Source organism: Mycolicibacter minnesotensis, assembly GCF_010731755.1.
Lineage (GTDB): Bacteria > Actinomycetota > Actinomycetes > Mycobacteriales > Mycobacteriaceae > Mycobacterium > Mycobacterium minnesotense.
In genome coordinates this window covers 2,157,505-2,180,423 of record NZ_AP022589.1, presented here as the reverse complement: position 1 = coordinate 2,180,423, position 22,919 = coordinate 2,157,505, and the positions used below count along the sequence as shown (strand labels likewise).

Sequence of the window (22,919 nt, the reverse complement as noted above, 5' to 3'; positions counted from 1 at the left end):
TCCACATGCTGATCCGGCTGGTGCTCGGCATGTCCCTGACAGGGCTTGTCGTACTGCTGGCCGCCCGCCGAGTGTTCTGGCTCTTCCGGCTGGTCACGTCCGGCCAGAAGGTCGGCGCTGAGCGGACCAACGACATCAAGTCGCGGATCGAAACGCAGATCCGCGAGGTCGCCGGCCAGGCCAAACTGCTGAAGTGGAACATCCCCGGGATCGCCCACTTCTTCACCATGTGGGCGTTCTTCGTCCTCATCACGGTCTACATCGAGGCCTACGGCCAGATGTTCAACTCCCACTTCACCATCCCGATCGTCGGCCGCTGGAGCGCCCTGGGCTTCCTGCAGGACTTCTTCATCACCACGGTCACCCTGTCGATCTTCGTGTTCATGATCATCCGCGTTCTGCGCAATCCGACCGAACATGGCCGGTCGTCGCGGTTCTACGGCTCGCACAACGGCGGCGCGTGGCTGATCCTCGTGATGATCCTCAACGTGGTCTGGACCTTCCTGCTGCTGCGCGGGGCCGCGGTCAACACCGGCACCCTGCCCTACGGCAAGGCTGCCTACCTGTCTCACCTGATGGGCAAGCTCATGGCGCCGCTGGGCTTGGAGGTCAACGAGATCATCGAGACTTCCGCACTGCTGCTGCATGTTGCGGTGGCGCTGGGCTTCCTGTTGATCGTGCTGAACTCCAAGCACCTGCACATCTTCTTGGCCCCGATCAACGTCACGTTCAAGCGGCTGCCGAACGCGCTGGGTCCGTTGTTGCCGATCGAATACCAGGGCGAGCCGCTGGACTTCGACAACCCGCCGGAGGACGCGGTGTTCGGCCGCGGCAAGATCGACGACTTCACCTGGAAGGGCATGCTCGACTTCGCCACCTGTACCGAGTGTGGCCGCTGCCAGTCGCAGTGCCCCGCCTGGAACACCGGCAAGCCACTGAGCCCCAAGTTGGTCATCATGGACCTGCGTGACCACTGGATGGCCAAGGCCCCGTACCTGCTCGGCGACAAGCCGATGCCGACCGGCGAGGTCGACCTGGCCGATGCCGCCCCGGCCCCCGGACACCACGTCCCGGAGAAAGGCTTCGAGCGCATCGGCGGCTCCGGCCCGGCGCAGGCGGTCCGGCCGCTGGTGGGCACCGCCGAGCAAGGCGGCGTGATCGACCCCGACGTGCTGTGGTCGTGCACCAACTGTGGCGCCTGCGTGGAACAGTGCCCGGTGGACATCGAGCACATCGACCACATCGTGGACATGCGCCGCTACCAGGTGCTGGTGGAGTCGGAGTTCCCCTCCGAGCTGAGTGTGCTGTTCAAGAACCTGGAGAACAAGGGCAACCCCTGGGGGCAGAACTCCAAGGAGCGCACCGCCTGGATCGACGAGCTCAACTTCGACATCCCGGTCTACGGCCAAGACGTCGACAGCTTCGACGGCTTCGAGTACCTGTTCTGGGTGGGCTGCGCGGGCGCCTATGAGGACCGCGCCAAGAAGACCACCAAGGCGACCGCCGAACTGCTGGCCGCTGCGGGCGTGAAGTTCCTGGTGCTGGGCACCGGCGAGACCTGCACCGGCGATCCGGCCCGGCGTGCCGGCAACGAGTTCCTGTTCCAGCAGTTGGCCTCGCAGAACGTCGAGATGCTCAACGAGGTGTTCGACGGCCTGGACAAGCCCGACCGCAAGATCATCGCCAGCTGCCCGCACTGCTTCAACACGATCTCTCGCGAATACCCGCAGCTGGGCAGCGAATACACGGTGCTGCACCACACCCAGGTGCTCAACCGGCTGGTCCGCGACAAGAGGCTGATTCCGGTCGCTCCGGTGTCGCGGGAAGTCACCTACCACGACCCGTGCTTCCTGGGCCGCCACAACAAGGTCTACGAGCCGCCGCGCGAGCTGGTCGAGGCATCCGGCGCCAACCTCGTCGAGATGCCGCGTAACGCCGACCGCTCGTTCTGCTGCGGCGCCGGCGGAGCCCGGATGTGGATGGAAGAGCACATCGGCAAGCGGGTGAACCACGACCGCGTCGACGAGGCGCTGGCCACCGGCGCCACCACCATCGCCACCGGCTGCCCGTTCTGCCGGGTGATGGTCAGCGACGGCATCGACGACCGCATCGAGGCCTCGGGTCGCGAGGGCGTGGACGTGCGAGACATCGCCCAGCTGCTGCTGGAGTCCCTCGACATGGCCGCGGTGACGCTGCCGGCCAAGGGCACCGCTGCCGAGGCCGCCGCCAAGGCGGGCCCGAAGCAGGTCGAAGAGAAGGCACCGGCAGCGGCTGCCGTGGCCACCTCGACGGCCGACAAGCCGGCCGCCGAGGTCAAGGCCGCTGCTCCGGTCACGGGTCTGGGGATGGCCGGTGGCGCCAAGCGCCCGGGCGCCAAGAAGGCGGCCGCAGCACCTGCCGCTCCCGCAGCCGAGGCCAGCGCTGCCGCACCCGCTGCACCCGTGAAGGGGCTCGGCATGGCCGGTGGCGCCAAGCGACCCGGCGCCAAGAAAGCGGCCCCGGCCGCCGCCGAGGCTGCCCCCGCTCCCGAGGCCAGCACAGCCGCACCCGCCGCACCTGCTGCACCCGTGAAGGGGCTCGGCATGGCCAGTGGCGCCAAGCGACCCGGCGCCAAGAAAGCCGCCCCGGCCGCCGCCCCAGCCGCCGAGGCAAGCGCTGCCGCACCGGCTGAACCTGCCGCACCGGCCGAGCCCACGGCACCCGCGGCAGCGGCTGTGCCGGTCAAGGGCCTGGGAATGGCCGCCGGCGCCCGCAAGCCCGGCGCCAAGAAGGCGGCCGCGGCCGCCCCGGCTGCCGAGCCGGCGCAAGCCGCCTCTGAACCGGTTTCTGAACCGGTTTCCGCGCCGGTGGTCGCCGAGCCCGAGGCTGAGCAGGCCGCTCCCGAGCCTGCTCCGGCAGCGGAGGCGCCCAAGGAACAGCCGCCGGTGAAGGGTCTGGGTATCCAGCGCGGCGCGAGGCCGCCGGGCAAACGCTGAGATAACAGGTTGGGGCCGTGTGGGTGCACATACGGCCCCAACTTTTTTTTCGGGCAAATTTTGATTGGACAGCTATGGGACCATTGTCGACGTGACCGCTCATCCGTTGCCGCACCAGATGCCCTGGCCTGCCGCCGGCAGTCAGCCACGGCAGCGTACGTTCGCGCAGTCCACCAAACTGCAGGATGTCCTCTACGAGATCCGTGGTCCGATCCACGCCCAGGCCGCCCGAATGGAGGCCGAGGGGCATCGGATCCTCAAGCTCAACATCGGCAACCCGGCACCGTTCGGCTTCGATGCCCCCGACGTGATCATGCGCGACATGATCCAGGCGCTGCCCTACGCGCAGGGCTACTCGGACTCCCAGGGCATTCTGCCGGCGCGGCGCGCGGTCGTCACCCGCTACGAACTCATCGAGGGCTTCCCCCGCTTTGACGTCGACGATGTCTATCTGGGCAATGGGGTCTCCGAGCTGATCTCGATGGTGCTGCAGGCGCTGCTGGACAACGGCGATCAAGTGCTGATCCCGGCGCCGGACTATCCGCTGTGGACTGCCTCGACGTCCCTGGCGGGCGGTACGCCGGTGCACTACCTGTGCGATGAGACCCAGGGCTGGCAGCCCGACATCGCCGACATGGAATCCAAGATCACCGAGCGCACCAAGGCTCTGGTCGTGATCAACCCGAACAATCCGACCGGTGCGGTCTACAGCCGCGAGATTCTCAACCAGATCGTCGAATTGGCGCGCAAGCACCAGCTGCTGCTGCTGGCCGACGAAATCTACGACAAGATCCTCTACGACGACGCCCAGCACACCAGCTTGGCCACCCTGGCGCCGGATCTGCTGTGCTTGACCTTCAACGGCCTGTCGAAGGCCTACCGGGTCGCCGGGTATCGCTCCGGCTGGCTGGCGATCACCGGCCCCAAGGAGCACGCAACCAGCTTTCTGGAGGGCATCAACCTGCTGGCAAGCATGCGGCTGTGCCCGAATGTTCCTGCACAGCACGCCATCCAGGTGGCGTTGGGTGGTCACCAGAGCATCGACGATCTGGTACTGCCGGGTGGGCGCCTGCTTGAGCAGCGCGACGTCGCCTGGACCAAGCTCAACGAGATTCCGGGCGTGTCCTGCGTCAAGCCCCGCGGTGCGCTCTACGCGTTCCCGCGACTGGACCCCGAGGTCTACCCGATCGACAACGACGAGCAGCTGGTACTGGACCTGTTGCTGCAGGAGAAGATCCTGGTCACCCAAGGCACCGGGTTCAACTGGCCGGCACCGGATCATCTGCGCATCGTGACACTGCCCTGGGCTCGCGACCTGTCCAACGCGATCGAGCGGTTGGGCAACTTCCTGGTCAGCTACCGGCCCTGATCTGCGGCGCGTGCGTCGAACCTGTCGTTATCGCGGGAAGGTTCGAGTACCGAGCACGCTAACTACAGGCTCGGCGACTGCGGCGAGCGGAAGCCGTGACCGAAGTCGCGTGCGCGATGACACCGATGCCCCACCCAAGGATCGGCCAGACCGGCCAGAAGTACCACGCCCCAGCGAATACCGCGGTCGCCAACCAGATGCCGATCATCAGCACCGACACCGCCACGTAGGCGCCCAGGTGAATCCGCACCCCTAGGGCGGCCGCACCGCGTTGAGCCCGACGGCGCGAGACTCGCCCTCTGATCTGTTTAGCAGGCAGATCAGCCACCAGCTCAGCGAGCGCCCCGGCGGTCTGGGCCTCGAACGCCTGGGTCAGTCGCGTCTCGTATTCCTCCATCGCGAGGTATCCCTGGGTGAATGCGGCGCCGATCTGGTCGGCCGCTCGCGCCCGCTCCGAGTCGCCCACGCGCACAGCAGGATCGGATGACCTAACGATCCTCCGGGACATCGCGCGCTCCTACTGGCCGGTGGGCACCCAGTTGCCGTGGAATCCGGCAGGCACACGGTGCGGTAAGTGGATGGCCGCGACGTCGTCCAGTGTGGCGGCATCCAAGATCGCCAGTTCGCTCGTATCGGTCACGCTGTCATAGACGAAGCCCATCAACACCCCGTCATCCTCGGTGGCATCCGCCGTGGCGGGCTGGAAGACGAATTCGCCCAACTGCTTTCCCTCGCCGAATGACCGTGTGGCCGTCGACCCGCCAATCAGGTCGTGCTTGAGCAGCGTCGCATCGGGCACCACACCGTTGCCGATGCTGACGGCGTAGCCGAAACGGTGACGCTTGCCGACCAACCGCTCGTCCACCCGCGGAAACTCCTGCCCCCGGTCATCGACTCGTGATTCACGGACCTTGCCGTCGGCCAGGTCGACGGTCCAGCGCTCCAGCGTGGGCAGCCCCTCAGCTGGGCCACGCATCTCGGTGTCGAACATCTTCGGATGGCGGACCACGTCGAGCACCACGGTGTCGCCCTCGTCGTAGGCATTCATTGGGTGGAACACATAGCAGGGCTCCACCTCAAACCACCGCACGTCGGCATTGCCTCCCTCGCGGGGCATAACACCCACCCGCGCAGGATATTTCGGGTTCCACCGATACGGCATGGTGCGCACACTGCTCTTGGGCATCGGCATGCGGGCAGTGATCGGGTCCGGGATGCGCACCCGCCCGATAACGGCCGACATGATCAGCCGCACCGGCAGCCGCAGGCCACGTGGCGCCGCACCCGCGGCAACCCGGCGAGTGTCGAAGGTGACCGGCAGGTCATAGAAGACCACATATTTCTCGGTCAGGGAGAAATCGTGCATCATCGGCGAACCGGTGACCTCGACGTCGACGGTGCGCCGCGCGCGCCCGTCCGTACCGATCACCGAGTACTGGACAGTGTTTCCGCGGTTGAATGCGTAAGAGACAGCGTGCAGTTCACCGGTCGCGGGGTCGCGTTTGGGGTGCGCGGTGTATCCACCCGACAGCGTGCCGTCGAAGTCGCAGGTCCCGATGGTGTCCAGCTCCTCGGTCAGCTCGTAGCAGGAGATGCCGCCTTCGATCAGCGCCAAGGTCCGCCCGGCGTGCCCGATCACGTTGGTGTTGGCTCCGATTCCCGACGGGCCGCCATGCCGGCCGGGACGCGGCTTCTCCCCCAGGGCAGCAGCGGTCTGGGGGCCGCGCACGTAGCGGTTGCGGTACCACTGCGCCTTGCCGTCGCGCAGCCGCACTCCGTGCACCATGCCGTCGCCGATGAACCAGTGATAGAAGGCGGGATCGATCTCGCCGACCGGATTGGGACCGTTGCGCAGGTAGCGGCCGTCCAGGTAGTCCGGGACGGCCCCGGTCACTTCCAGCTCGGTGAGGGTGTGCTCTTGCGCTATCGGCGCGAATCCGCCTTGTAGGTACGGGTTGGTCATCGGACACCTCCGGTCCATAACGGTGTTATCCTCCATGTATAACACCGTTATGGCAGGATGGCAAGGGTGCATCCGAGTCCGCGTGAGCGCCTGATCGAGGCCGGCACTCGCCTGCTGGACAGTGAAGGGCCCGAGGCTTTGCAGGCCCGCAAGGTTGCCGCCGAGATCGGGGCTTCCACCATGGCCGTCTACACCCACTTCGGTGGGATGAACGGGCTCCTCGAGGCCATCGTGTCGGCGGCATTCCAGCGCTTCGGGGCCGCGCTGGCCTCAGCTCCCAAGACCGACGATCCGATGACCGACTTCTTCTCCATGGGCTATGCCTACCGGGAATTCGCGTTGGCCAGCCCGCAGCGCTATCGGCTGATGTTCGGGCTCGCCGCACCGCAGAAGCTGCACGTACCCGAGATGCCGGTAGCCACCGCGGCATTCGACCAGCTCGTCGCGGCCGTGGAGCGAATCGTTGCCACCGGGCGAATCCGCGGGGACGACACCGTGGAGCTGGCCGGGCGAATCTGGAGCATGATCCACGGCGTGGTGCTCTTGGAGCTCGTCGGCACTTTCGAGCAAGACGGCCGCGCGCTGAGCCGAATCCTGGGGCCGATGACCGTCGACATGTTCGTCGGGATGGGCGACAGCCGCCCCGCCGCGGAGCGGTCGCTGCGGCGCTCAACCGAGCTGATCAAGCAGAGGCTCGCCGGCGCGGACCCCGCGCAAGCGGGAAGTCACCGCCGATCCAACAAGCCCATCAGATAGTCGCCATAGCCGGACTTGTGCAGCGCGGCCGCACGAACCGCCAGGGCGTCGTCGTCGATGAAACCCATCCGCCAGGCCACCTCCTCGGGAACGCCGATCTTGAGGCCCTGGCGACGCTCCACGGTGCGGACATAGTCGCCGGCGTCCAGCAATGAGTCGAAGGTCCCGGTGTCCAACCATGCCGTACCGCGAGCCAGGGTCTCGACCGTGAGCCGGCCCTGTTCGAGGTACGTCCGGTTGATATCGGTGATCTCGTACTCGCCACGCGCCGAAGGTTCTAAACCCCGGGCGATCTCAACGACGTCGTTGTCATAGAAGTACAGACCGGGTATCGCGTAGTGGGAGTTGGGCCGGGTTGGCTTCTCCACCACCGAAACTGCCGAGCCGTCGGCGTCGAACTCGATCACCCCGTACGCCGAAGGATCCGCCATCCAATACGCGAAAATTACTGCACCGGATGGGGATTCGTGGCGCCTCAGGCTGGTTCCCAAGCCGGCGCCGTAAAAAATGTTGTCCCCCAGCACCAATGCGACAGAGTCAGTACCGATGTGGTCGGCACCGATCACGAAAGCCCGCGCCAGTCCGTCGGGCTGGTCCTGGATGGCGTAGCTGAGGTCGACGCCGAATGCGCTGCCATCGCCCAGCAGCCGCTGAAAGGCCGGCGCATCGTGACCGGTGGTGATCACCTGAATATCCCGAATGCCCGCCAGCATCAGCGTGCACAGCGGGTAGTACACCAGCGGTTTGTCGTACACCGGCAGCAGCTGCTTGCTGACGCCCATGGTGATCGGATGCAGGCGGGTGCCGGAGCCACCGGCCAGGATGATCCCGCGCATGCCGCTCAGCCTAACGGGTTAGTCGACCCGATCGGCCTCGGTGAGGTCGGTGGCGGCCAAGGCGCCGTCCAGGTCGGCGTGGCGGAACACCGCGGTGACGTGGTCGTTCACCACCCGGAATGCAACCCCGTGGCCCGCGGGGGTCAGCTCGGCCACCACCACGCCGTCGTGCACATACATTCGGCCGATACCGGCGTTGACCGCGGCCGTCTCGGCCCACCGGCGCAAGGCCTGGTGGCCTTGCCCGGCCCCGTCGGCGTCAGCCACCTCGATGTCGTCGCTGGACAGTTGCTCCAGGGTGTCCAGGTCACCGGCGGCCAGGGCGTCATGCCAGGCGAGGACCGTTGCGATCTCCGATGTGCTCATGGTCGCCAAAACTACCGCGATTTCAGAAGGCGGTGTGCTCGACCCACTTCTGCCACACCGCGGCGTCACCGAACACCGTGATGTCGGTATCGGCCACCGGGACCCGGCGCGTTGCCACCAGAAACAGGTCACGCGCGCAACCGCGCAACGCCACCGTCGCTTTGCCGTGCTCATGCGCCCAGCGCACGGTGTCGGTGCCGGTGGGCCGGCCGATGGTCCACTCACCGGCCGATCCGAGCCCGTCATCAGTGGCGTGCAGATGCACACTCTGGCCGTCGGCCAGTGGCAGGGCATCGGCGTTGCGTGCCACGACGGCGGGCAACAAATCCAGCAACTCACCGATCCCGTCGGCGGCCAACTCCAGAGCCAGCGTGAACTCGCCCCCGAGGGCCAGGGCGGCGTCGGCGCGATGCACCGTGGCTTCGTGCAGCCGCCGACGCACCCACCATGACGCCGGGCGCGGGCCCAGGAAGGTCCAGACCGGTGTGTCCGGCCCGGTCTTGGCGACAGCGTCGAGCACCACCTGTGCACCGTCGTTCAGCCAGTCGATCGCCGCGGTGGTCTCGGCGGGCGGCTTGCCGCCGGCGACCTCGCGCGGATCCAGTGGGCCGTCCATCTGATCAGCGACAATCTGTGCTGACCAACGGTTTCCCCGCCCAAAGTGCCGGAACAGTTGGTTCAGATTCCATTCCGGGCAGGTCGGGATAGCCAGCTCGGGATCGCCTACTCGGAACAACTCCCCGAACGCACGCGTCTGAGCAAGCAATGCTGCGGCGTAATCCACGCCGCCAGGCTAGTGGATAGACCGGTGGCTCAGAAGGGCCAGCCGCCTCCGCCGCCTCCGCCGCCTCCCCCGCCTTTGCCGCCGCCACCGCCGCCGAGGCCGGGGAACCAGGAGCCTCCGCCGGTGCCGCCGCGTCCGCCGGAGTTGCCACCGAGGCCCGGAAACCACGGGTTCCCGCCACCGTTGGAGCCGACGCCGGGCAGCCACGGGGAGGGGTTTCCGCCCTTTTTGCCGCCGCCATCGTTGTCGGGCAGCCACGAGGGGTTGCCCCCCTTGTTCCCGCCGCCGTTGTTGTTGCCCGGCAACCACGAGGGATTGCCGCCGTTGTTGGACGGCGGTTTCTGCGCCGGCGGACGCAGGAACGGCGGCAGCTCGGGTTGCTGGATCAGCGGCGGCGGAGCCGGAGCGGCGGGTACCGGGGCCGCCGGGGCGGGAATCTCGACCGGTGCAGGCACCTGGATCGGAACGGGCACCGGTATCGGGGCCGGAGCCACCTGCGCGGGTGCCGGCGCTTTCGGTGCCGGGGCGGCGGGGGCAGGCGCAGGCGCCGGGGCGGCGGGGGCAGGTCGAGCAACCGGGACCTTGACCGCCGGCGGGGCCGCCGGTGGTGGCGCGGGGGCCGGCACCGGCGCGGCTTCGGGGGCGGGCGCCGGGGCCGGGGCCTGTTGAGCGGGTCCGACGAGGTGCCCGGTGGGCGGTGGGTGGTCTGCGGCGGTGGGCCGAATACTGACCGCCAGTGCGACCACCAGACTGCAGACACCGACGACGAAGAACGCCGCCAAGCCGCTTCCAGCCAGCAGGAAGGGGCGCCTACGAATCGGTGCGCTGTCCTCCTCGATGAGGCGCAGTTCGGAACTCGGCGGGTAGAACTCGTCGTCGGAGCCGACGACATCCTCGACAGCATCGTCTCCGGCGAAGTCCAGGTAGCCGCTGTAGGCGTCGTCGGGCACCGCGCTGTAGGCCAGCGCGAACTCGCCCATGGTCGCGTCATAGTCGGCCGGGCAGGCGTAACCAAGCGCAACCAGCTCCGGGTCGATCACGCCGGTGCCGGGGTCGCGCGCCCACGCCAGCGCCGAGGTCGAGGAATCGAACAGCGGCGCGTGGGCACTGGCCAGCGCCGCGCCCCGTGCCAGGGCGGTCTCGGGTTCTTCGGGGACGCTGACCGGGATGGCGCTGGCTGCGTCCAACTCCGGTTTGACCATGCCGACGTTGACACCGGAGCCGACGACGAAGAGGCCATCGGGGCGCGGGGACAGTCGGCCGGCCGCAGCGGCCAGCCGGGTCAGCGCGCCCATGGCGGCGGCGTCGTCGGAGGGCAGCGCCACCCGCTGCACATCGGCGATCGAGCCGTCTGAAGAGTCGACGACGGCCAGGGTCGCCCCGTCGGGCTCGATGAACATCAGGGCGGTGTGCTCATAGCCGACTGATCCACCCACCGTCTGCGCCAGGGCGGCGGCGGCCAAGAACGCCGACACCAGCATCACGTTCTCGACCCGATGGCCGGCCAGGGCGTCGCGCAACTGTCCGGCCTGGAGCGGGTCGGCGACGGTCACCCCGGTCGAGGCCAGCCGGTAGCCGCTCTCGCGGGCGCTTTCCTGGGTGCCCAGGATGGCCGACACGATCTGATGGGGCAGTACCGGAGAGTCGGCGTCCACCTCAAATCCGTCCTCGTCGACGGTGACGCCTGAGGCGCGTTCCCCCTCGACCAGGACCATGCGTACCGATGGCGGCGCCATCGAGACCCCCAAAACGATGTCCACCGCACCTCCTCCACTAGGGTCGGCGACTTCTTAGTCAATCTTACAAGCGTGCGGGCGAGATCCCCACCTAAAAATGTAGGCCGGGCAGCGGGAACGGGAAGGGGCCGCCGCCGCGCCCATGCCCGCCGCCGGGTCCTTTGCCGGGCCCCTTGCCGCCACCTGGGCCACGGCCCCCACCGCGTCCTCTGTCGCCAGGCCCCCAACCCCCCTTGGGCGGGCCGAACAGCGGTGGGCCGCCGGGCAGGCCCGGAATACCGAGTTTGGGCAACGGCGGGGGCGGCAGCACCGGTGGCGGGGGCGGCGGAGCCACCGGCACAGGAACGGGCACCGGAGCCGGAGCCACCGGCAGCGGCTCGGGGACCCGCTGGGCAGGCGCGGGAGCGGGCGCCCGCGGTGGCGCTGGTTCGACGGCAGGCACGGGCGGGGCCGCCGGCGGCGCGGGAGCAGGCGGGACGACAGCCTTCGGCGGCGGCGCCTGATGGGTGACGACGTTGGCCCGCACGTCGGGGCGGGACGTGTTGGCCGCGCGCATACCCACGGCCAGCGCGATCGCCAGTCCCAGCACCCCCACGACGAAGAGCGCCGCTACCCCACCGGTGACCAGCATCGGTTTGCGCTCGCGCGGCTGGATCCCGGTGCTGAAGTCGAGCAGCCCAGAGTCGACGAGCTCGGGATCATCGGCGACCTCAGGCATCGCGCTGTACGCCAGCGGCTCGTTACTGGCCGTGAGGTTGTAGTCCACCTCTCCCGGCGCGAGGTAGGCGTGGCCGCCGCCGACCAGCGCCGGATCCCATGCACCGGTGCCCGGATCCTGCGCCCAGGCCTGCGCCTGGGTGGACGACGAGAACAGGGGCGCATGGGCGCTGGCCAATGCAGCGCCGCGGGCCAGCGCCATGTCCGGCTCCTCCGGCACGCTGACCGGCAAGGGCGTGGCCTTCTCCAACTCCGGTTTGATCAGCGCCACGTTTACGCCCGAACCCACCACGAACAGACCGTCGGGCTGCGACTCGAGCCGCTGGGCACCGGCCGCCAGGTCGGTGATCTCCGCGACCGCACTCTCGTCATCAGGGGACAGCGCCTGGCGATGGACCTCGGTGATCGAACCGTCGTCGGAACTGACGACGGCCAGCGTGGCGGTCTCGGGCTCGACGAACAACAGCGCCGTGCGGGTGTAACGCGTCGTACTGCCCACCGACTGGGCCAGCGCGGCCGCGGCCAGGAACGCCGACACCAGCATCACGTTCTCTACCTTGCGGCCCGCCAGCGCCTCACGCAGCGCGGTCGCCTCGGCGGGATGGCTCCAGGTCACGCCGGTGGAGCTGAGCTGATAGCCGCCTTCGCGGGCGCCCTCGCGGGTGCCCAGGATCGCTGAGACCACCCGCTCCGGGGCGGTTTGGGTGTCGGCGCTGACGTCGAAGTCGTCGTGCTCGACGGTGACCCCGTCGGCGCTTTGGCCTTCCACCAACACCATGCGGACCGCCGAGGGCGCCACTGACACTCCCAAAACGATGTCCACGCAACCTCCCCTGCTGCTCTTCGTCCGGCGTCACCGACCCATTCCCCCACCAGGGCTGGCCGAAACCGGCTTCATCGCAGCCGCGGAGCGGCCGTCACATCCGAGGGCTAATCAGACTTGATGAAGTTCTGGTACGAGCGCGACGGCGTCGGCCCGCGCTGGCCCTGATATTTCGACCCTACGCGCGTGCTGCCATACGGGTGCTCGGCCGGCGACGTGAGCCGCAGCAGGCAGAGCTGGCCGATCTTCATGCCCGGCCACAGTGTGATCGGCAGATTCGCGACGTTGGAAAGCTCCAGAGTGATGTGGCCCGAGAAGCCGGGGTCGATGAATCCCGCCGTGGAGTGCGTCAGCAGACCCAGCCGGCCCAGGCTCGACTTTCCCTCCAGCCGGCCGGCCAGATCGTCGGGCAGGGTGCAGCACTCCAGGGTGGAACCCAGCACGAACTCGCCGGGGTGCAGCACAAACGGCTCGCCGGGTTTGGGCTCGACCAGCGTGGTCAACTCGTCCTGCTGCTTGGCAGGGTCGATGTGGGTATAGCGGGTGTTGTTGAACACCCGAAACAGGCTGTCGAGGCGAACGTCCACGCTGGAGGGCTGGACCAGAGCGTCGTCGAAGGGGTTGATACCCAGCCTGCCGGCGGCGATTTCGGCCCGCAGATCGCGATCGGAGAGCAGCACGGCACGAGCGTATCCGCTGCCCGGCGGGTTCTGGTGCACGGCGTGGCGCCGCGGAATCGCGATCAGACAGTCGTGGTGGCCCCGACGTAGGACAGCACTACGTCGGATTCCTCGGTCTCGCGGGTGAGCACCGCGTAGGAGCGAATGAACGACTGCCCCACACAACCGTCGATCTTGACGTGGAACTCGCTGATCATGACCCAGGGATGGGCTCCCTTGAACACCTTCTGATGCACCGGCACGATGAACACCAGGCCAGGTTTGAGCCCGACGGTGACCACACCGGTGACCGGGGTGGCGAGAGCCGGCAGCAACTGGAACGGGGCAGCCGGCCCCGGCGGGATCGGCACCATCGCGCCCAGCCCCGGGACCATGCCGGCGGAACCGGACATGGTGACGCCGTTGGCGGTACTCATGTCGATTCCACAGCCGATCTGGTACCCCGCCTCCAGGACTCCCGCTGGCGCCTCTCCCTCGGGAGCGATCAGCTCGGCGAAGTATGTTCCGCTGGACACGTACTCGCGAGACGAGATCGCGGTGGTCAACGGCGCCACCGGAACCTGCGCCTCATCCCTGGTGCCGACGGTCAGTGTCCAGCCATCCGGGGTGCGGACGGTGGCAGGTTCTTTCGGAGGCACCTCCGCAGCCACCGGGACAGCGTCGGGGGCGGGATCGGCACCAGCCGGCGGCGCCACCAGACAACCCACGCAGGCGAGAATCACCACCCGACAAAGGACTGACGTGGCCGACACCATGATCGATACGCTAGGGACGGCTGGGAACAGATCCTGATTACGCGAGGCACCTCGGCAAATACCGTTTTGCGTTCGTAACCGCTCCGCGATATTGCGCCGCCTTCCCGGCGGTGGCCGGGGGTAGCCTGGGGCTTCACCCGGCGAATTACCAGCGACGACTCCAGGGAGGCGATGATGCGGCAACGCTTCGCCCACGCCCTGGCGATCGGCGCTCTCGGCACCCTCTCGGTGCTGGGAGGCGCGGCGGCCGCGAATGCGGATCCGTCCGACCCAAATCCCCTTCCGGGTGGGCCTTCACCGATCATCGACGACTTCATCTCGGCGCAGATTCCGGCTCTGTCTTCCCCCGGCAACGAGCTGTCTCAGTCGAACGTGCAGGGCGGCTCTGTTGTTCGCGGCGGCGTCGGGATGTACTGCCAGAACCCTGGCGTCGAATGCCGGCCGCCCGGGCGGGGATGACGTGAGGCCGGGGGCGCTCACCCCCGCACCGCCGCCCGCAACCGAGTGTTAGCCTTCCAAGGCAGCAACGCCGATGTAGTTCAATGGCAGAACATCAGCTTCCCAAGCTGAATACGCGGGTTCGATTCCCGTCATCGGCTCCACGTGTGAACTGCGGAAACGCTGTTCGAACTGTTCGACTAGACCACGTCGGTGTCACGAGTTGTGACAACCCGGGTTCAACGTCGCCCCCGCTGCCTTCAATACGTCATCCTGAGAATGCGCATACAGCTTCATCGTGAGCGTGGCGTCCTTGTGCCCGATCCATGCTGCAATCACCGCCGCTGGGACAACCTGCAGATGCATCAGCGTCGCGCATGTGTGCCGCGCCGCGTGCAACTTAATGTGGCGGATGCCTGCGGCTTTCACAGTGTCTCGCCAATAGCGCGATAGAACGCCAGGTGCGTACGGCTCGCCGACCTCATTGCTGACTACGTACGCCCATTCGCCAATACTCGCCCCGAGCGCCAAGCGTTCGGGCCGCCTGCTGGGCCTTAGCAGACCGCAGGACGTTGACGAGCCATTCCTGGAGGGGCAGCATACGGCGCGGCGCCGCAGACTTCGGGTCGTTCTCGACGGTGCGTCCGCGGGCCGCGACGCGCTTGTTAGCAATCGCAAGCATTTTCGCGTCGAAGTCAAAATCCAGCCAGCGAAGGCCGGCCAGCTCTCCACGGCGCAGGCCGGAAAGCGCTAGTTCCCAAGCGTGGGCAAGGCGATGGCCTTCGATTGCCCCGAGAAAGGTGCTGACCTCGGCCTCTGTACAGGTATCGGCATCCTTATGTGGCACCGATACATGTGGCACCGATACGCGATTCACTGACTCAGCGACGTTACGCGAAACGATCCCCTCGGCCTTCGCATCTGCCAGTACCTGACCGGTTGTCGCGATCACCTTATTAACGGAGTCAGGCGACCACCAGCAGAAAACACCCGGCCAGGACAAATGTTCAACGTCCGTCCCCATGCACCCCCTAAAAAGGCGTGAGGTTCGGGCAGCGGACGGACGGACGCTGACTCATACATCCGTCCAAGGGCGGGGGTGCCCCTTTACCGCGATAGAGTTGCGCCTCAATCTGCAAGCGGCTGCTCTCGCTCTAGAAAACTCGCCGTTCGTCAGGTCAGGAACTTGTGATGGGGCGCAACAACTTTTTACCTGCGCCGATGTCCTGCAAGTGGTACGCCGTATCGCCCAACATCGCGAGCAGACTGTCGAGATTCTCGCTCGTTGCGAAGATGAGCTGGGCACCCCTCGCGCCCTGACCTGCTGCCTCTTGTAAAAGCTCTTGATAGCTTTCCGACGCCGTATCTTGCTGTTTCGGCTCATCGAAAATCAACAGATTGAGATGGTTCCCGCCATATTCGTCGGCAACCCTGAGAATGCCCATCAAATATGCCCAAATCACGCGAATCATATCACTAGCGGACAAGTCGAATCCTAAATCGAATCCTTCGTGAGCCGGCCTGTAGGTCTCCCGGCTAATGTCAACTTCGCTAGTACTCAAAGAGCTGAAACCGTAGCGCACAAGTTGTGATCTGAGGTATGTCTCAAGCGCGAGTATTTTCGTCAGGTCCGTGCCATGCAAATCGTTGACATTCACCGACCGAAGCAATTCACGTTGCTTTTGCCAGTGCTGCGCAGTCGACACAAGTCCTTGACGCAAGCCAGCAATTTGGCGACCACTCTCCTCTAGCCGCTCAACACGGTCTTGTAGCTGTAGTCGATTTGCCACATCAATCGCGGATGGCGCACTATCAGCACTCACAAGCGTCTCACGAAGCGCGCGGACCCTTCGCCGCGCGTCTATCAGTGCGGTGCGAGCACTCCGTTCACGAACGCGCAGAGCGGAACCCGAACTCTCAATATCGTTCAACGCTGAACGCAGTGTCGTCAATTCACGGCCGATGAAATCAATGTTCTCTTGAACAGCCATTACGTGTGACGAGATATCCATACCATCGTGAACATCCTGGTGACATGTCGGACAGATGTTTTCTCCAAGTAATTCTGTCGCGAAATTTGCACCTAGTTCAACGAGAGTACGAGCGTCCTTGTGTTTTTGAAGATCGGCTTCGAGGGCATCAATTCGAAGCTCCAACTGATTACGCCGGCGGCGAAATTCTTCTCGCTGATTTACAATAACTGCGACTTCAACTAGTCGGTCATTGATGGCGTCCTCCTCGGCAGCGACATCGGTATCAAGTTGCGTCGATACATCCCTCACCGCCGGAACAGACCGAGCCATCATGGCCGAAAGCTGATCGCGTAGCCGAGGTATCGCTTCATCAAGCGCCACCCAATCACCCTCGACAACGGTCAGAGGCTCAGCAATATCTTCTTCCAAGGACTCTTTGAGAGTTGACGGAACCTTTGCCAGCGTAACGCCGGCAGCATCCGCAGCCTCCCCTAGGTCACGCAGTGATTGACGCCATTGCGCCTCCAATTCGGCGACCGAAGAAGATATCCGCTGTTTTTCTAAAATGAGGTCAAATATTTGGAGCCTAAGTACGAATTCTGCCGACCTCTTGCCCACATCTCTAATGCCGAGGTACGTTGGGATTCGCGCCTGCACGCCGGACCATCCGTGTTTTTGCTCAACGTAGAAGTACGGAAACAAAGTCTCCATGTACAACGGTATCTCTGAGCCATCCATTCGAGTTACGTTTGGGAGTTTCCAACCAATGAAGTCCGCTAAGAAGTGGTGAAAACCGGCTTCACGCTGAGCACCGCCAGCACGACGAACAAAGAAATCGCGCGACTCGTAAGCATTCGGTTCTGTAATCGCTGGCCCCATCGCCACATTGATCAGTTTCGTATTCACCGATGGATGCTTTACGAATCTGCGAACTGTGACAAATTGCCCATTCTTGTTAGCTGCTTCAAGTTCAACATACGACTCGATGACATCAAATTCCTCGGAATCAAACGCGAGCTTCTCTGTCATCGAATGCGGTAACGGTATCTGGTGCGATGCGCCCAGCATCCCTTCTAATCCCAGGGCATAGACGATCGCTTGGAGGGTCGTCGATTTACCGCTTGTGTTATCACCACGGATGACATTTAGGCCCTCTTGAAATGTGAATGTATGCCCGAACTGTACGCCCGAGACAGTCTCAACGACCAATCTCACCGCGATGATTTTGAGGCCAGGATCTAACGCCATTCCGTCATCTCTTTCATCGCCTTTTGTGAGATATTTCTAGGTAGCCTTTCAAGAAAGCTCTTTTCGTCTGCGAGAACGCCGTCTCTCGTTCCTGCGGCCTGAGCCATCGCCACGCCTGTCGGAGAAAGCTTTACACTCCCACGGCCGTCGGACTTAACTAGACCCTGACCAACAGCTAAGTCGATCGTCTGCGTGAGTGAGGGATCAAATCTGACGATTATTTCATCTGGTATGGGCTTATTGTCGAACCACCGGATAATCAGGTCGCGAGAGTTCTCAGAGCGTATCGCCCACCACAGTGTGTGCAAATGTTCGATCCTCGCCGTCTTCGCTCGAAATCGAGCCAGTAGTAGACAAAGAACCGCCAACCTCCATGAAATACGCAAGTCGCCAGGAATAGAATCATTCCTGCGCCTGAACCCAATTCTCGTGGACCGGCCGGAGAATAGTTCCTCCACCGCTTCGACCGAAGTCATTCTGAACCCACAAAGTCCAACGGGCAGCGGAATACCCAATCTGCAACGGCTGACCACGCGAGCGCACGCGCCGATTGTTGGTCGACGGTCGGCGCCGCCATGCAAATTTCCTTCGCCAACTCCTCGGCGATCAACTTTACGTCGCCCAGTGTTTCGGCTGCGCCCGGCGGGTATTCGAGAGCAAGCAAGTCCTCCTTCATAGACTTCACTCTCTCTACTGCCTGCCATCCGTCCGGAAAGCTACTTCGCAAGCTCGTCAACATGTTCTCACCTTTTAGATACCCTGAGAGCAGTGTACGCAGTGCCGCCGACAAACTTTCGCCTACCAGCCCCAAGTCGCGTAGCTTGCGCTCGGCGTCTAAGAATAGTGGGTTGTTCTGCTCTTGCCACTTTGCGATCTCCACACCGCCTATTGGCCGGTCGTCTATCAGTGGGCGCGGTATGGACCATATTTGATCGCGTTCGCAGTCATAATTTTCATCAGTTTCGACGGTAATGGCGAAATCGTCTGCAATGAACGGCAGGTTCCAGCCGCGAACCTCTAACGCTTTAGCTTGCGCATGTTTTACAAGTTCCTTCGATTCATGCCTGGGAACCATAAAGACGTATGTGTGGATCTTCACGCCGTTAAAGAGTGCGATTAGCTCTTGGCGTTTTGTCGCTCTATTTAGTTTGTTTAGATCGGAAGTAAGCTTGCTCCGTTGCTTTTCATACAGCTCTTTTACATCAAGCGGCTCTTCCGCTGCATAGCACTGAAATGCTACGCCGTCGTGCGTGAATGCCTCAACGCCAAGGTCTCCCCGGTCACGATCCGGCACCTCTTGTAGCCGATGATTAGCGTACCGAGCCTTCAACAAACGAAGGCAATAGTCTTGCCATTCGTTGCCGTTCCACACTTGATAGTGCCCAGTAGCGTTCAACCGACCCTCCCGGCGGAGACTTTACAACGGGAATGGCGGCACAGAACCCGTGACCACGTTTTCACTGCGCCTACTTGAGTCCCGCTGTCACGAGCGTGTCACTTTTCACCGAGACATCCATCCGCCACGGCGCACGCTGATGTACCCAAACTCACTGGTCATAGGCCCCGATGCACTCCACCGGCCAGCGACGCACGCACTGAATCAGCTTCCCAAGCTGAATACGCGGGTTCGATTCCCGTCATCGGCTCCGCAGATAGCGCGAACCCCCGCGACACGGGTGTCGCGGGGCCGCCGAGTGCGAATACCGGGAAAGCCCGTTACTTAACCCACGGGACGATCGGCACGAACGGCCGGTTGGCGTTGTGCCAGAAGTTGTCCAGCGCCGTCACCGCGGTGTCATGCGTGATCAGCCACCGCCCGCCCTGCTCAGTCAAAACAATGTGCTCGGGCGCGCTCTGGTCGTGAAAGCCGCCCTCGGACGTGACCGTCGCACCGGCGAAATTGCCCGGCGCGGGCTGGATGTCGCTCACCACGAAGTGGTACGGCAGCAGGCCGGCCTCTTGGGACTCACGCAGACGCTGGTCGATGGTCTGCGCCTCCTCCGGGGAGAACCCGGGGGCGACGATGTTGCCCTTGGCCACCGCGGGGATGTCCGGGTTGGTCAGCTCGGCCATGACGCCGAGAACCTCATCCGGGCTGGGGACGGGCCCGTCCGCGGAGGCTGTGACAGGTGTGACCACGCCCGTGAGCGCAGCAGCGAGCATGACTGAAGCGGCGACGATTCTCATGGCCCAAAGGCTAACCACGATATGTGTCCACCATGTTTTTTCTTTGCAACAGCACATGAAATCTCACAGGAAACAAACCCTGCCCACAGCGCCGGGTACTGCCTAATCGTTTGGCTGCAGACGTCCAGCAGCGGTTTGTCGCTTCGGCGATCCGTGGCAAAGGCACAATCACCGGTATGGGCCTATTCCCGAAGCCGCACGCCACCCTCACCGACGCCGAGGTCGCCGATGCGTTGAGCCGCGCGGTCGCGGTCATCGACCCGCTGCTCGACCTGCTCTCGCAGGCCGATCCGATAGGGCTGCGCAGGCGCACCCGCCGACTGCTCACGCCGCCGCGCGGCCTGAGCCATCGCATCCGCAGGTTTCAGCTCCGGCGGCGCCGGCACGAGGCCGGCCGCGGCCCCAGCGTCACCAATCGCGCCCTCAACGCCGGGGCGCAGCTGATCAATGCCGCGGACCTGCCCGGCACAGCAGCGTGGGACCGGATGAGCCGCGAGCAGCGGGTGCACTGGTGGGTGCATCGGGTTGGGGCGCTGAACACCCTGGTAGTGGCTTCCCCTGGGGCGTTCGGCTTCCTGTCGCGGGTGCTGCCGGTGGGTGATTTGGCGGGTTTCGTCAATCACGCCATCGTGCTGTGCGCGATAGCGCGCGAGTACGGCGTCACCGACCGGCGCGAGCAGGTCAGGCTGCTGGCCGAGGTGTTGTGCGGGCGGCATCTGACCGAGAGCGTGGACATTCCCGCGCAGCCCGACCCCGCGCCATTGCCCGAGACACCACCGCCGGGCTGGAAGCCGCTGAAGGCCATCACCGAATCGACGCCGGTGGTGATCACCCGGACCGTCTGGCAGCTGGCGGGAATCCTGCGTGCGACGTTCGACGAGGTGACCAAACGTCCGCATCCCAAGAAGCTCTACCAGTACCTCGGGTCACTGCCCGGGTTCGGCTTGATCGCTTCCTATTTCGGCGAACGGGGCGCGCTGATCCGGGCCGCCGAGGCGGGCGTGGCCTGGCTGAATGCTCAGGAGGGCAGTACGGAGACCGGAGAGGTGAGCCCCCTCTAGAACACCCGCACCCAGTCGATGAGCATGTCGGCCGGGTAGCTGCCCACCCGGGCGTCACCGCCACCGGATCCGCCGATGGCCAGGTTCAGGATCGGGAACACCGTGTAGCCCGGGTCGTTGAACGGCCACTCCCGGCCCGGCTCCTCCAGGTTCTCGATGCCGACTGCCGGGACGCTGAAGTAGGGCTCCATCCCCTCGACGTAGTCCTGCCAGAAGTACATGCCGCTCTGGTTCCAGGTGACCCGCCAGTTGTGCCAGTTGCCATCGACCGGGATCGCATGGGTCTCGAACGCGGTGCCATACGGGTTGGCGTGCACGGTGGTGCCCGACGGCCATTCCCCGTTGCCGTACCACTCCATCAGATCGATTTCGCCTTCGCGGCCCGGGTCGTCGTTGGACAGCCACCAGCCCGGCCAGCAGCCCGCGGTCTGGCAGTTGAGCTTGATCCGGGCTTCCCAGGTGGTCCCGATTCCGCCGCGCCAGTTGCCGTGCACCAGACCGCCGAAGAAGGTGTTGCCTTCCTGGGTGCCGCGGATCACCAGGTTGGAATTGCCGTCGAGGAAGACGTTCTTGCGGCTGTCGCGGTACTGGTAGAAGTACTCGGGCCGGTCCCAGCCGACCGGGCGACGGATCGGCGTGCGGTGATTGGAGATCGTCCACTTGGACCGATCGGGGGCCGATCCGGCCGGGCCGTCGAATTCGTCATGCCAGATGAAGCCGCCGGGCTTGGCCGCAGCGGCCGCGGGTGCGGCCGGCGCGGCGGGGTCAACCGGAGCAGCCGGGGGCTGCGCCGGGTCGCCGGGCGCACCGGGAACCGCAGGAACAGCTCTGGCCTGCGGGTTGGGCGCTGCGGCGGCCAAGGCGCCGGCACCCAGCATCAGCATTACTTGACGGCGGTTCATCTCAGGCACGCTGGCAATCTAACCCACCGCGCACCGGTGTCAAACAGGACAAGCCCAGGGGCGTGGCCTAGGTCACGTCGTCACCGTCGGCATTGTCGTCGAGCACCCCGACCGCGATCCCATAAGGCAGGAAGCGCACCCGACGTTTGGGGTCGGGATTGCGCTGACTGGCGCGCAGGGCATCGATCTCGGTGGCATATACCTGTTCCACCCGCGCGGCCCCGTCGTCGCCGACGGTGTAGATAGCCCAGACGCCGTCACCGGTCTCACCGGTGGTCGTCGGCTCGGCGCGGGCCGCGCGGGCCAGATCGGCGAAGATCGCGCTCCACCCCGCACGCTCGTTGGGAGCGGCGAACGTCCCGGCGAAACGATCGAACGCCGCGCGTAGACCCTCCCCCGCCTCACGCATCATCCGGTCCATGTCCTCGGAGTCGAATCCGAACGCACCGCTGTCGCCCATTGCGAGCCCCTTTCACCCCGGTCGCTCTCCCCCAGTGTGCCTGCGCCGGCCCGGTCCGGCCACCGCAGCGACGGAGGAGATTGGGGCGCCCGTCAGTTCTGCGGAACCGTGATCGGGATCGGGACCGGAACGAACGGAATCGTCAGGTACTCGGTGGTCATCGGCGTGGTCGTGGTCGGCGGTTCGGCGCTGCTCGACGGCACCGTAGTGGTGGGCGGAGCCGTCGTGGTCGTCGTGGTGGGCGGAGCGGTGGTCGTGGTGGTGGTCGTGGTGGGTGGCTGCGTGGTGGTCGTAGTGGGTGGTGCCGTCGTCGTGGTCGGTGGAGGCTCCGTGGTGGTGACCGGCGGCGGCACAACCGACGTCGTGGCCACCGGCGGCGGTGGCGGTGGCGGTGCACTGGGCGACGGGGCCGGCGGCAGCACCGAGCTGGTCTCGGGCGCGACCGGCGCTTCGTCGTGACTGCGGGTCAGGCTGTAGAGCGCACCGGCCACGGCGACCAGCGCTACCAGGATGCCGAAGCCGAGCGCGATCCGCGGCAACCGCGAGGGCGCTCGACGGCCGGGGACCGTCGCGGCGGGCACCACCACCGTCGGGCGGCGGCCGGTGCCCAAGTCGTAGTCATAGGGGTCCTCGACGTAGGGCACCGGTTCGGCACCGGCGCTGCCGTCCTCCTGCGACCAGGCAAGAGCGTCGACAACAGCACCGGAACCGGGAGACGACATCACCGTCGGCGCCATGTCCGTCGCGTCGACAGCTTCCGCTTCTCTGGTGGCCTCGTCATCCTGCGGGTCATACATAGCTGACTACCTTGGATCGACAACGGCTGGAATGGCCCTCACCCTAGGCGGGGCCACACCGTCCAGGATCCCCGACACACCGGCGGGCGGGCG

General features: G+C 65.3%; 22 protein-coding genes and 2 tRNA genes. 7 read left to right on the top strand and 17 right to left on the bottom strand.

Features of this window, described 5'->3' with window-relative positions; all coding sequences use genetic code 11:
* The first annotated feature begins 5 nt into the window (after positions 1-5).
* Positions 6-2,975, top strand: a complete 2,970-nt coding sequence (locus G6N09_RS10095) for a (Fe-S)-binding protein (protein ID WP_083022791.1) — start codon at positions 6-8, stop codon at positions 2,973-2,975.
* A gap of 64 nt (positions 2,976-3,039) precedes the next feature.
* Positions 3,040-4,344, top strand: coding sequence for a pyridoxal phosphate-dependent aminotransferase (locus G6N09_RS10090; RefSeq protein ID WP_083022545.1), 1,305 nt, complete (start codon positions 3,040-3,042; stop codon positions 4,342-4,344).
* A 58-nt stretch (positions 4,345-4,402) separates the two neighbouring features.
* Here G6N09_RS10090 and G6N09_RS10085 read toward each other — a convergent pair whose 3' ends face one another.
* Positions 4,403-4,810 (bottom strand): DUF1707 domain-containing protein, encoded by a 408-nt coding sequence (locus G6N09_RS10085; RefSeq protein WP_234806882.1) that lies wholly within the window; start codon positions 4,808-4,810, stop codon positions 4,403-4,405.
* 51 nt (positions 4,811-4,861) lie between these two features.
* Complete coding sequence (locus G6N09_RS10080; RefSeq protein ID WP_083022543.1) at positions 4,862-6,307, bottom strand: carotenoid oxygenase family protein; 1,446 nt, start codon at positions 6,305-6,307, stop codon at positions 4,862-4,864.
* A gap of 66 nt (positions 6,308-6,373) precedes the next feature.
* Between G6N09_RS10080 and G6N09_RS10075 the strand changes: the two genes are divergently transcribed.
* Entirely contained in the window at positions 6,374-7,063 is a 690-nt protein-coding gene (locus G6N09_RS10075; RefSeq protein ID WP_109558777.1) for a TetR/AcrR family transcriptional regulator, read from the top strand.
* Here the strand turns inward: G6N09_RS10075 and rfbA are convergent.
* The 7 genes from rfbA to G6N09_RS10035 all read right to left on the bottom strand — a co-directional run bounded on the left by rfbA (position 7,033) and on the right by G6N09_RS10035 (position 13,760).
* On the bottom strand, positions 7,033-7,899 hold the full coding sequence (gene rfbA / locus G6N09_RS10070) for a glucose-1-phosphate thymidylyltransferase RfbA (protein WP_083022541.1): 867 nt from the start codon (positions 7,897-7,899) through the stop codon (positions 7,033-7,035). The genes G6N09_RS10075 and rfbA overlap by 31 nt on opposite strands.
* A gap of 18 nt (positions 7,900-7,917) precedes the next feature.
* The gene (locus tag G6N09_RS10065) at positions 7,918-8,265 is read right to left on the bottom strand and encodes a nuclear transport factor 2 family protein (protein WP_083022540.1); all 348 of its coding nucleotides are present in this window, start codon (positions 8,263-8,265) and stop codon (positions 7,918-7,920) included.
* 22 nt (positions 8,266-8,287) lie between these two features.
* Positions 8,288-9,049, bottom strand: a complete 762-nt coding sequence (locus G6N09_RS10060; protein WP_083022539.1) for a maleylpyruvate isomerase family mycothiol-dependent enzyme — start codon at positions 9,047-9,049, stop codon at positions 8,288-8,290.
* Between the two features lie 29 nt (positions 9,050-9,078).
* Positions 9,079-10,809: a DUF7159 family protein gene (locus tag G6N09_RS10050; RefSeq protein WP_197745879.1), complete on the bottom strand. Its 1,731-nt coding sequence runs from the start codon at positions 10,807-10,809 to the stop codon at positions 9,079-9,081.
* A gap of 67 nt (positions 10,810-10,876) precedes the next feature.
* Positions 10,877-12,325, bottom strand: coding sequence for a DUF7159 family protein (locus G6N09_RS10045; protein ID WP_234806881.1), 1,449 nt, complete (start codon positions 12,323-12,325; stop codon positions 10,877-10,879).
* Between the two features lie 107 nt (positions 12,326-12,432).
* Positions 12,433-13,005, bottom strand: coding sequence for a dCTP deaminase (gene dcd, locus G6N09_RS10040; protein ID WP_046190725.1), 573 nt, complete (start codon positions 13,003-13,005; stop codon positions 12,433-12,435).
* 62 nt (positions 13,006-13,067) lie between these two features.
* Complete coding sequence (locus G6N09_RS10035) at positions 13,068-13,760, bottom strand: MspA family porin (protein ID WP_083022537.1); 693 nt, start codon at positions 13,758-13,760, stop codon at positions 13,068-13,070.
* Positions 13,761-13,931: 171 nt separating this feature from the next.
* Between G6N09_RS10035 and G6N09_RS10030 the strand changes: the two genes are divergently transcribed.
* Both G6N09_RS10030 and G6N09_RS10025 read left to right on the top strand, forming a co-directional pair.
* Positions 13,932-14,219 carry a hypothetical protein gene (locus G6N09_RS10030; protein ID WP_083022536.1) on the top strand — a complete coding sequence of 96 codons (288 nt, stop codon included), beginning with the start codon at positions 13,932-13,934 and terminating at the stop codon, positions 14,217-14,219.
* A 69-nt stretch (positions 14,220-14,288) separates the two neighbouring features.
* Positions 14,289-14,362 (top strand) — tRNA-Gly (locus tag G6N09_RS10025).
* Positions 14,363-14,414: 52 nt separating this feature from the next.
* On the opposite strand, the gene G6N09_RS19990 is transcribed toward G6N09_RS10025, so the two are convergent.
* The 4 genes from G6N09_RS19990 to G6N09_RS10010 form a co-directional block, all read right to left on the bottom strand.
* Positions 14,415-14,729: a tyrosine-type recombinase/integrase gene (locus G6N09_RS19990; RefSeq protein WP_234806880.1), complete on the bottom strand. Its 315-nt coding sequence runs from the start codon at positions 14,727-14,729 to the stop codon at positions 14,415-14,417.
* Complete coding sequence (locus G6N09_RS19985) at positions 14,680-15,150, bottom strand: site-specific integrase (RefSeq protein ID WP_234806879.1); 471 nt, start codon at positions 15,148-15,150, stop codon at positions 14,680-14,682. Before G6N09_RS19985 ends, G6N09_RS19990 begins: the two co-directional genes overlap by 50 nt.
* A gap of 226 nt (positions 15,151-15,376) precedes the next feature.
* Positions 15,377-17,419: an AAA family ATPase gene (locus G6N09_RS10015; protein ID WP_083022535.1), complete on the bottom strand. Its 2,043-nt coding sequence runs from the start codon at positions 17,417-17,419 to the stop codon at positions 15,377-15,379.
* Positions 17,420-17,891: 472 nt separating this feature from the next.
* On the bottom strand, positions 17,892-18,713 hold the full coding sequence (locus G6N09_RS10010; protein WP_133053066.1) for a hypothetical protein: 822 nt from the start codon (positions 18,711-18,713) through the stop codon (positions 17,892-17,894).
* A gap of 237 nt (positions 18,714-18,950) precedes the next feature.
* On the opposite strand from G6N09_RS10010, the gene G6N09_RS10005 reads away from it, so the two are divergent.
* A tRNA-OTHER gene (locus G6N09_RS10005) sits at positions 18,951-19,065 on the top strand.
* A gap of 70 nt (positions 19,066-19,135) precedes the next feature.
* Here G6N09_RS10005 and G6N09_RS10000 read toward each other — a convergent pair.
* Positions 19,136-19,606, bottom strand: coding sequence for an MTB12 C-terminal domain-containing protein (locus G6N09_RS10000; protein WP_133053065.1), 471 nt, complete (start codon positions 19,604-19,606; stop codon positions 19,136-19,138).
* A gap of 176 nt (positions 19,607-19,782) precedes the next feature.
* On the opposite strand from G6N09_RS10000, the gene G6N09_RS09995 reads away from it, so the two are divergent.
* The gene (locus tag G6N09_RS09995) at positions 19,783-20,667 is read left to right on the top strand and encodes a hypothetical protein (RefSeq protein WP_083022532.1); all 885 of its coding nucleotides are present in this window, start codon (positions 19,783-19,785) and stop codon (positions 20,665-20,667) included.
* Here the strand turns inward: G6N09_RS09995 and G6N09_RS09990 are convergent.
* From G6N09_RS09990 to G6N09_RS09980, 3 genes are all read right to left on the bottom strand, one after another.
* Positions 20,664-21,569 (bottom strand): glycoside hydrolase family 16 protein, encoded by a 906-nt coding sequence (locus G6N09_RS09990; RefSeq protein WP_109558776.1) that lies wholly within the window; start codon positions 21,567-21,569, stop codon positions 20,664-20,666. The two genes, G6N09_RS09995 and G6N09_RS09990, sit on opposite strands and share 4 nt — an antisense overlap.
* Positions 21,570-21,636: 67 nt before the next feature.
* Positions 21,637-22,029: an Rv0313 family protein gene (locus G6N09_RS09985; RefSeq protein WP_083022530.1), complete on the bottom strand. Its 393-nt coding sequence runs from the start codon at positions 22,027-22,029 to the stop codon at positions 21,637-21,639.
* A gap of 92 nt (positions 22,030-22,121) precedes the next feature.
* Positions 22,122-22,826, bottom strand: coding sequence for a hypothetical protein (locus G6N09_RS09980; RefSeq protein WP_163752756.1), 705 nt, complete (start codon positions 22,824-22,826; stop codon positions 22,122-22,124).
* Positions 22,827-22,919: the final 93 nt, after the last annotated feature.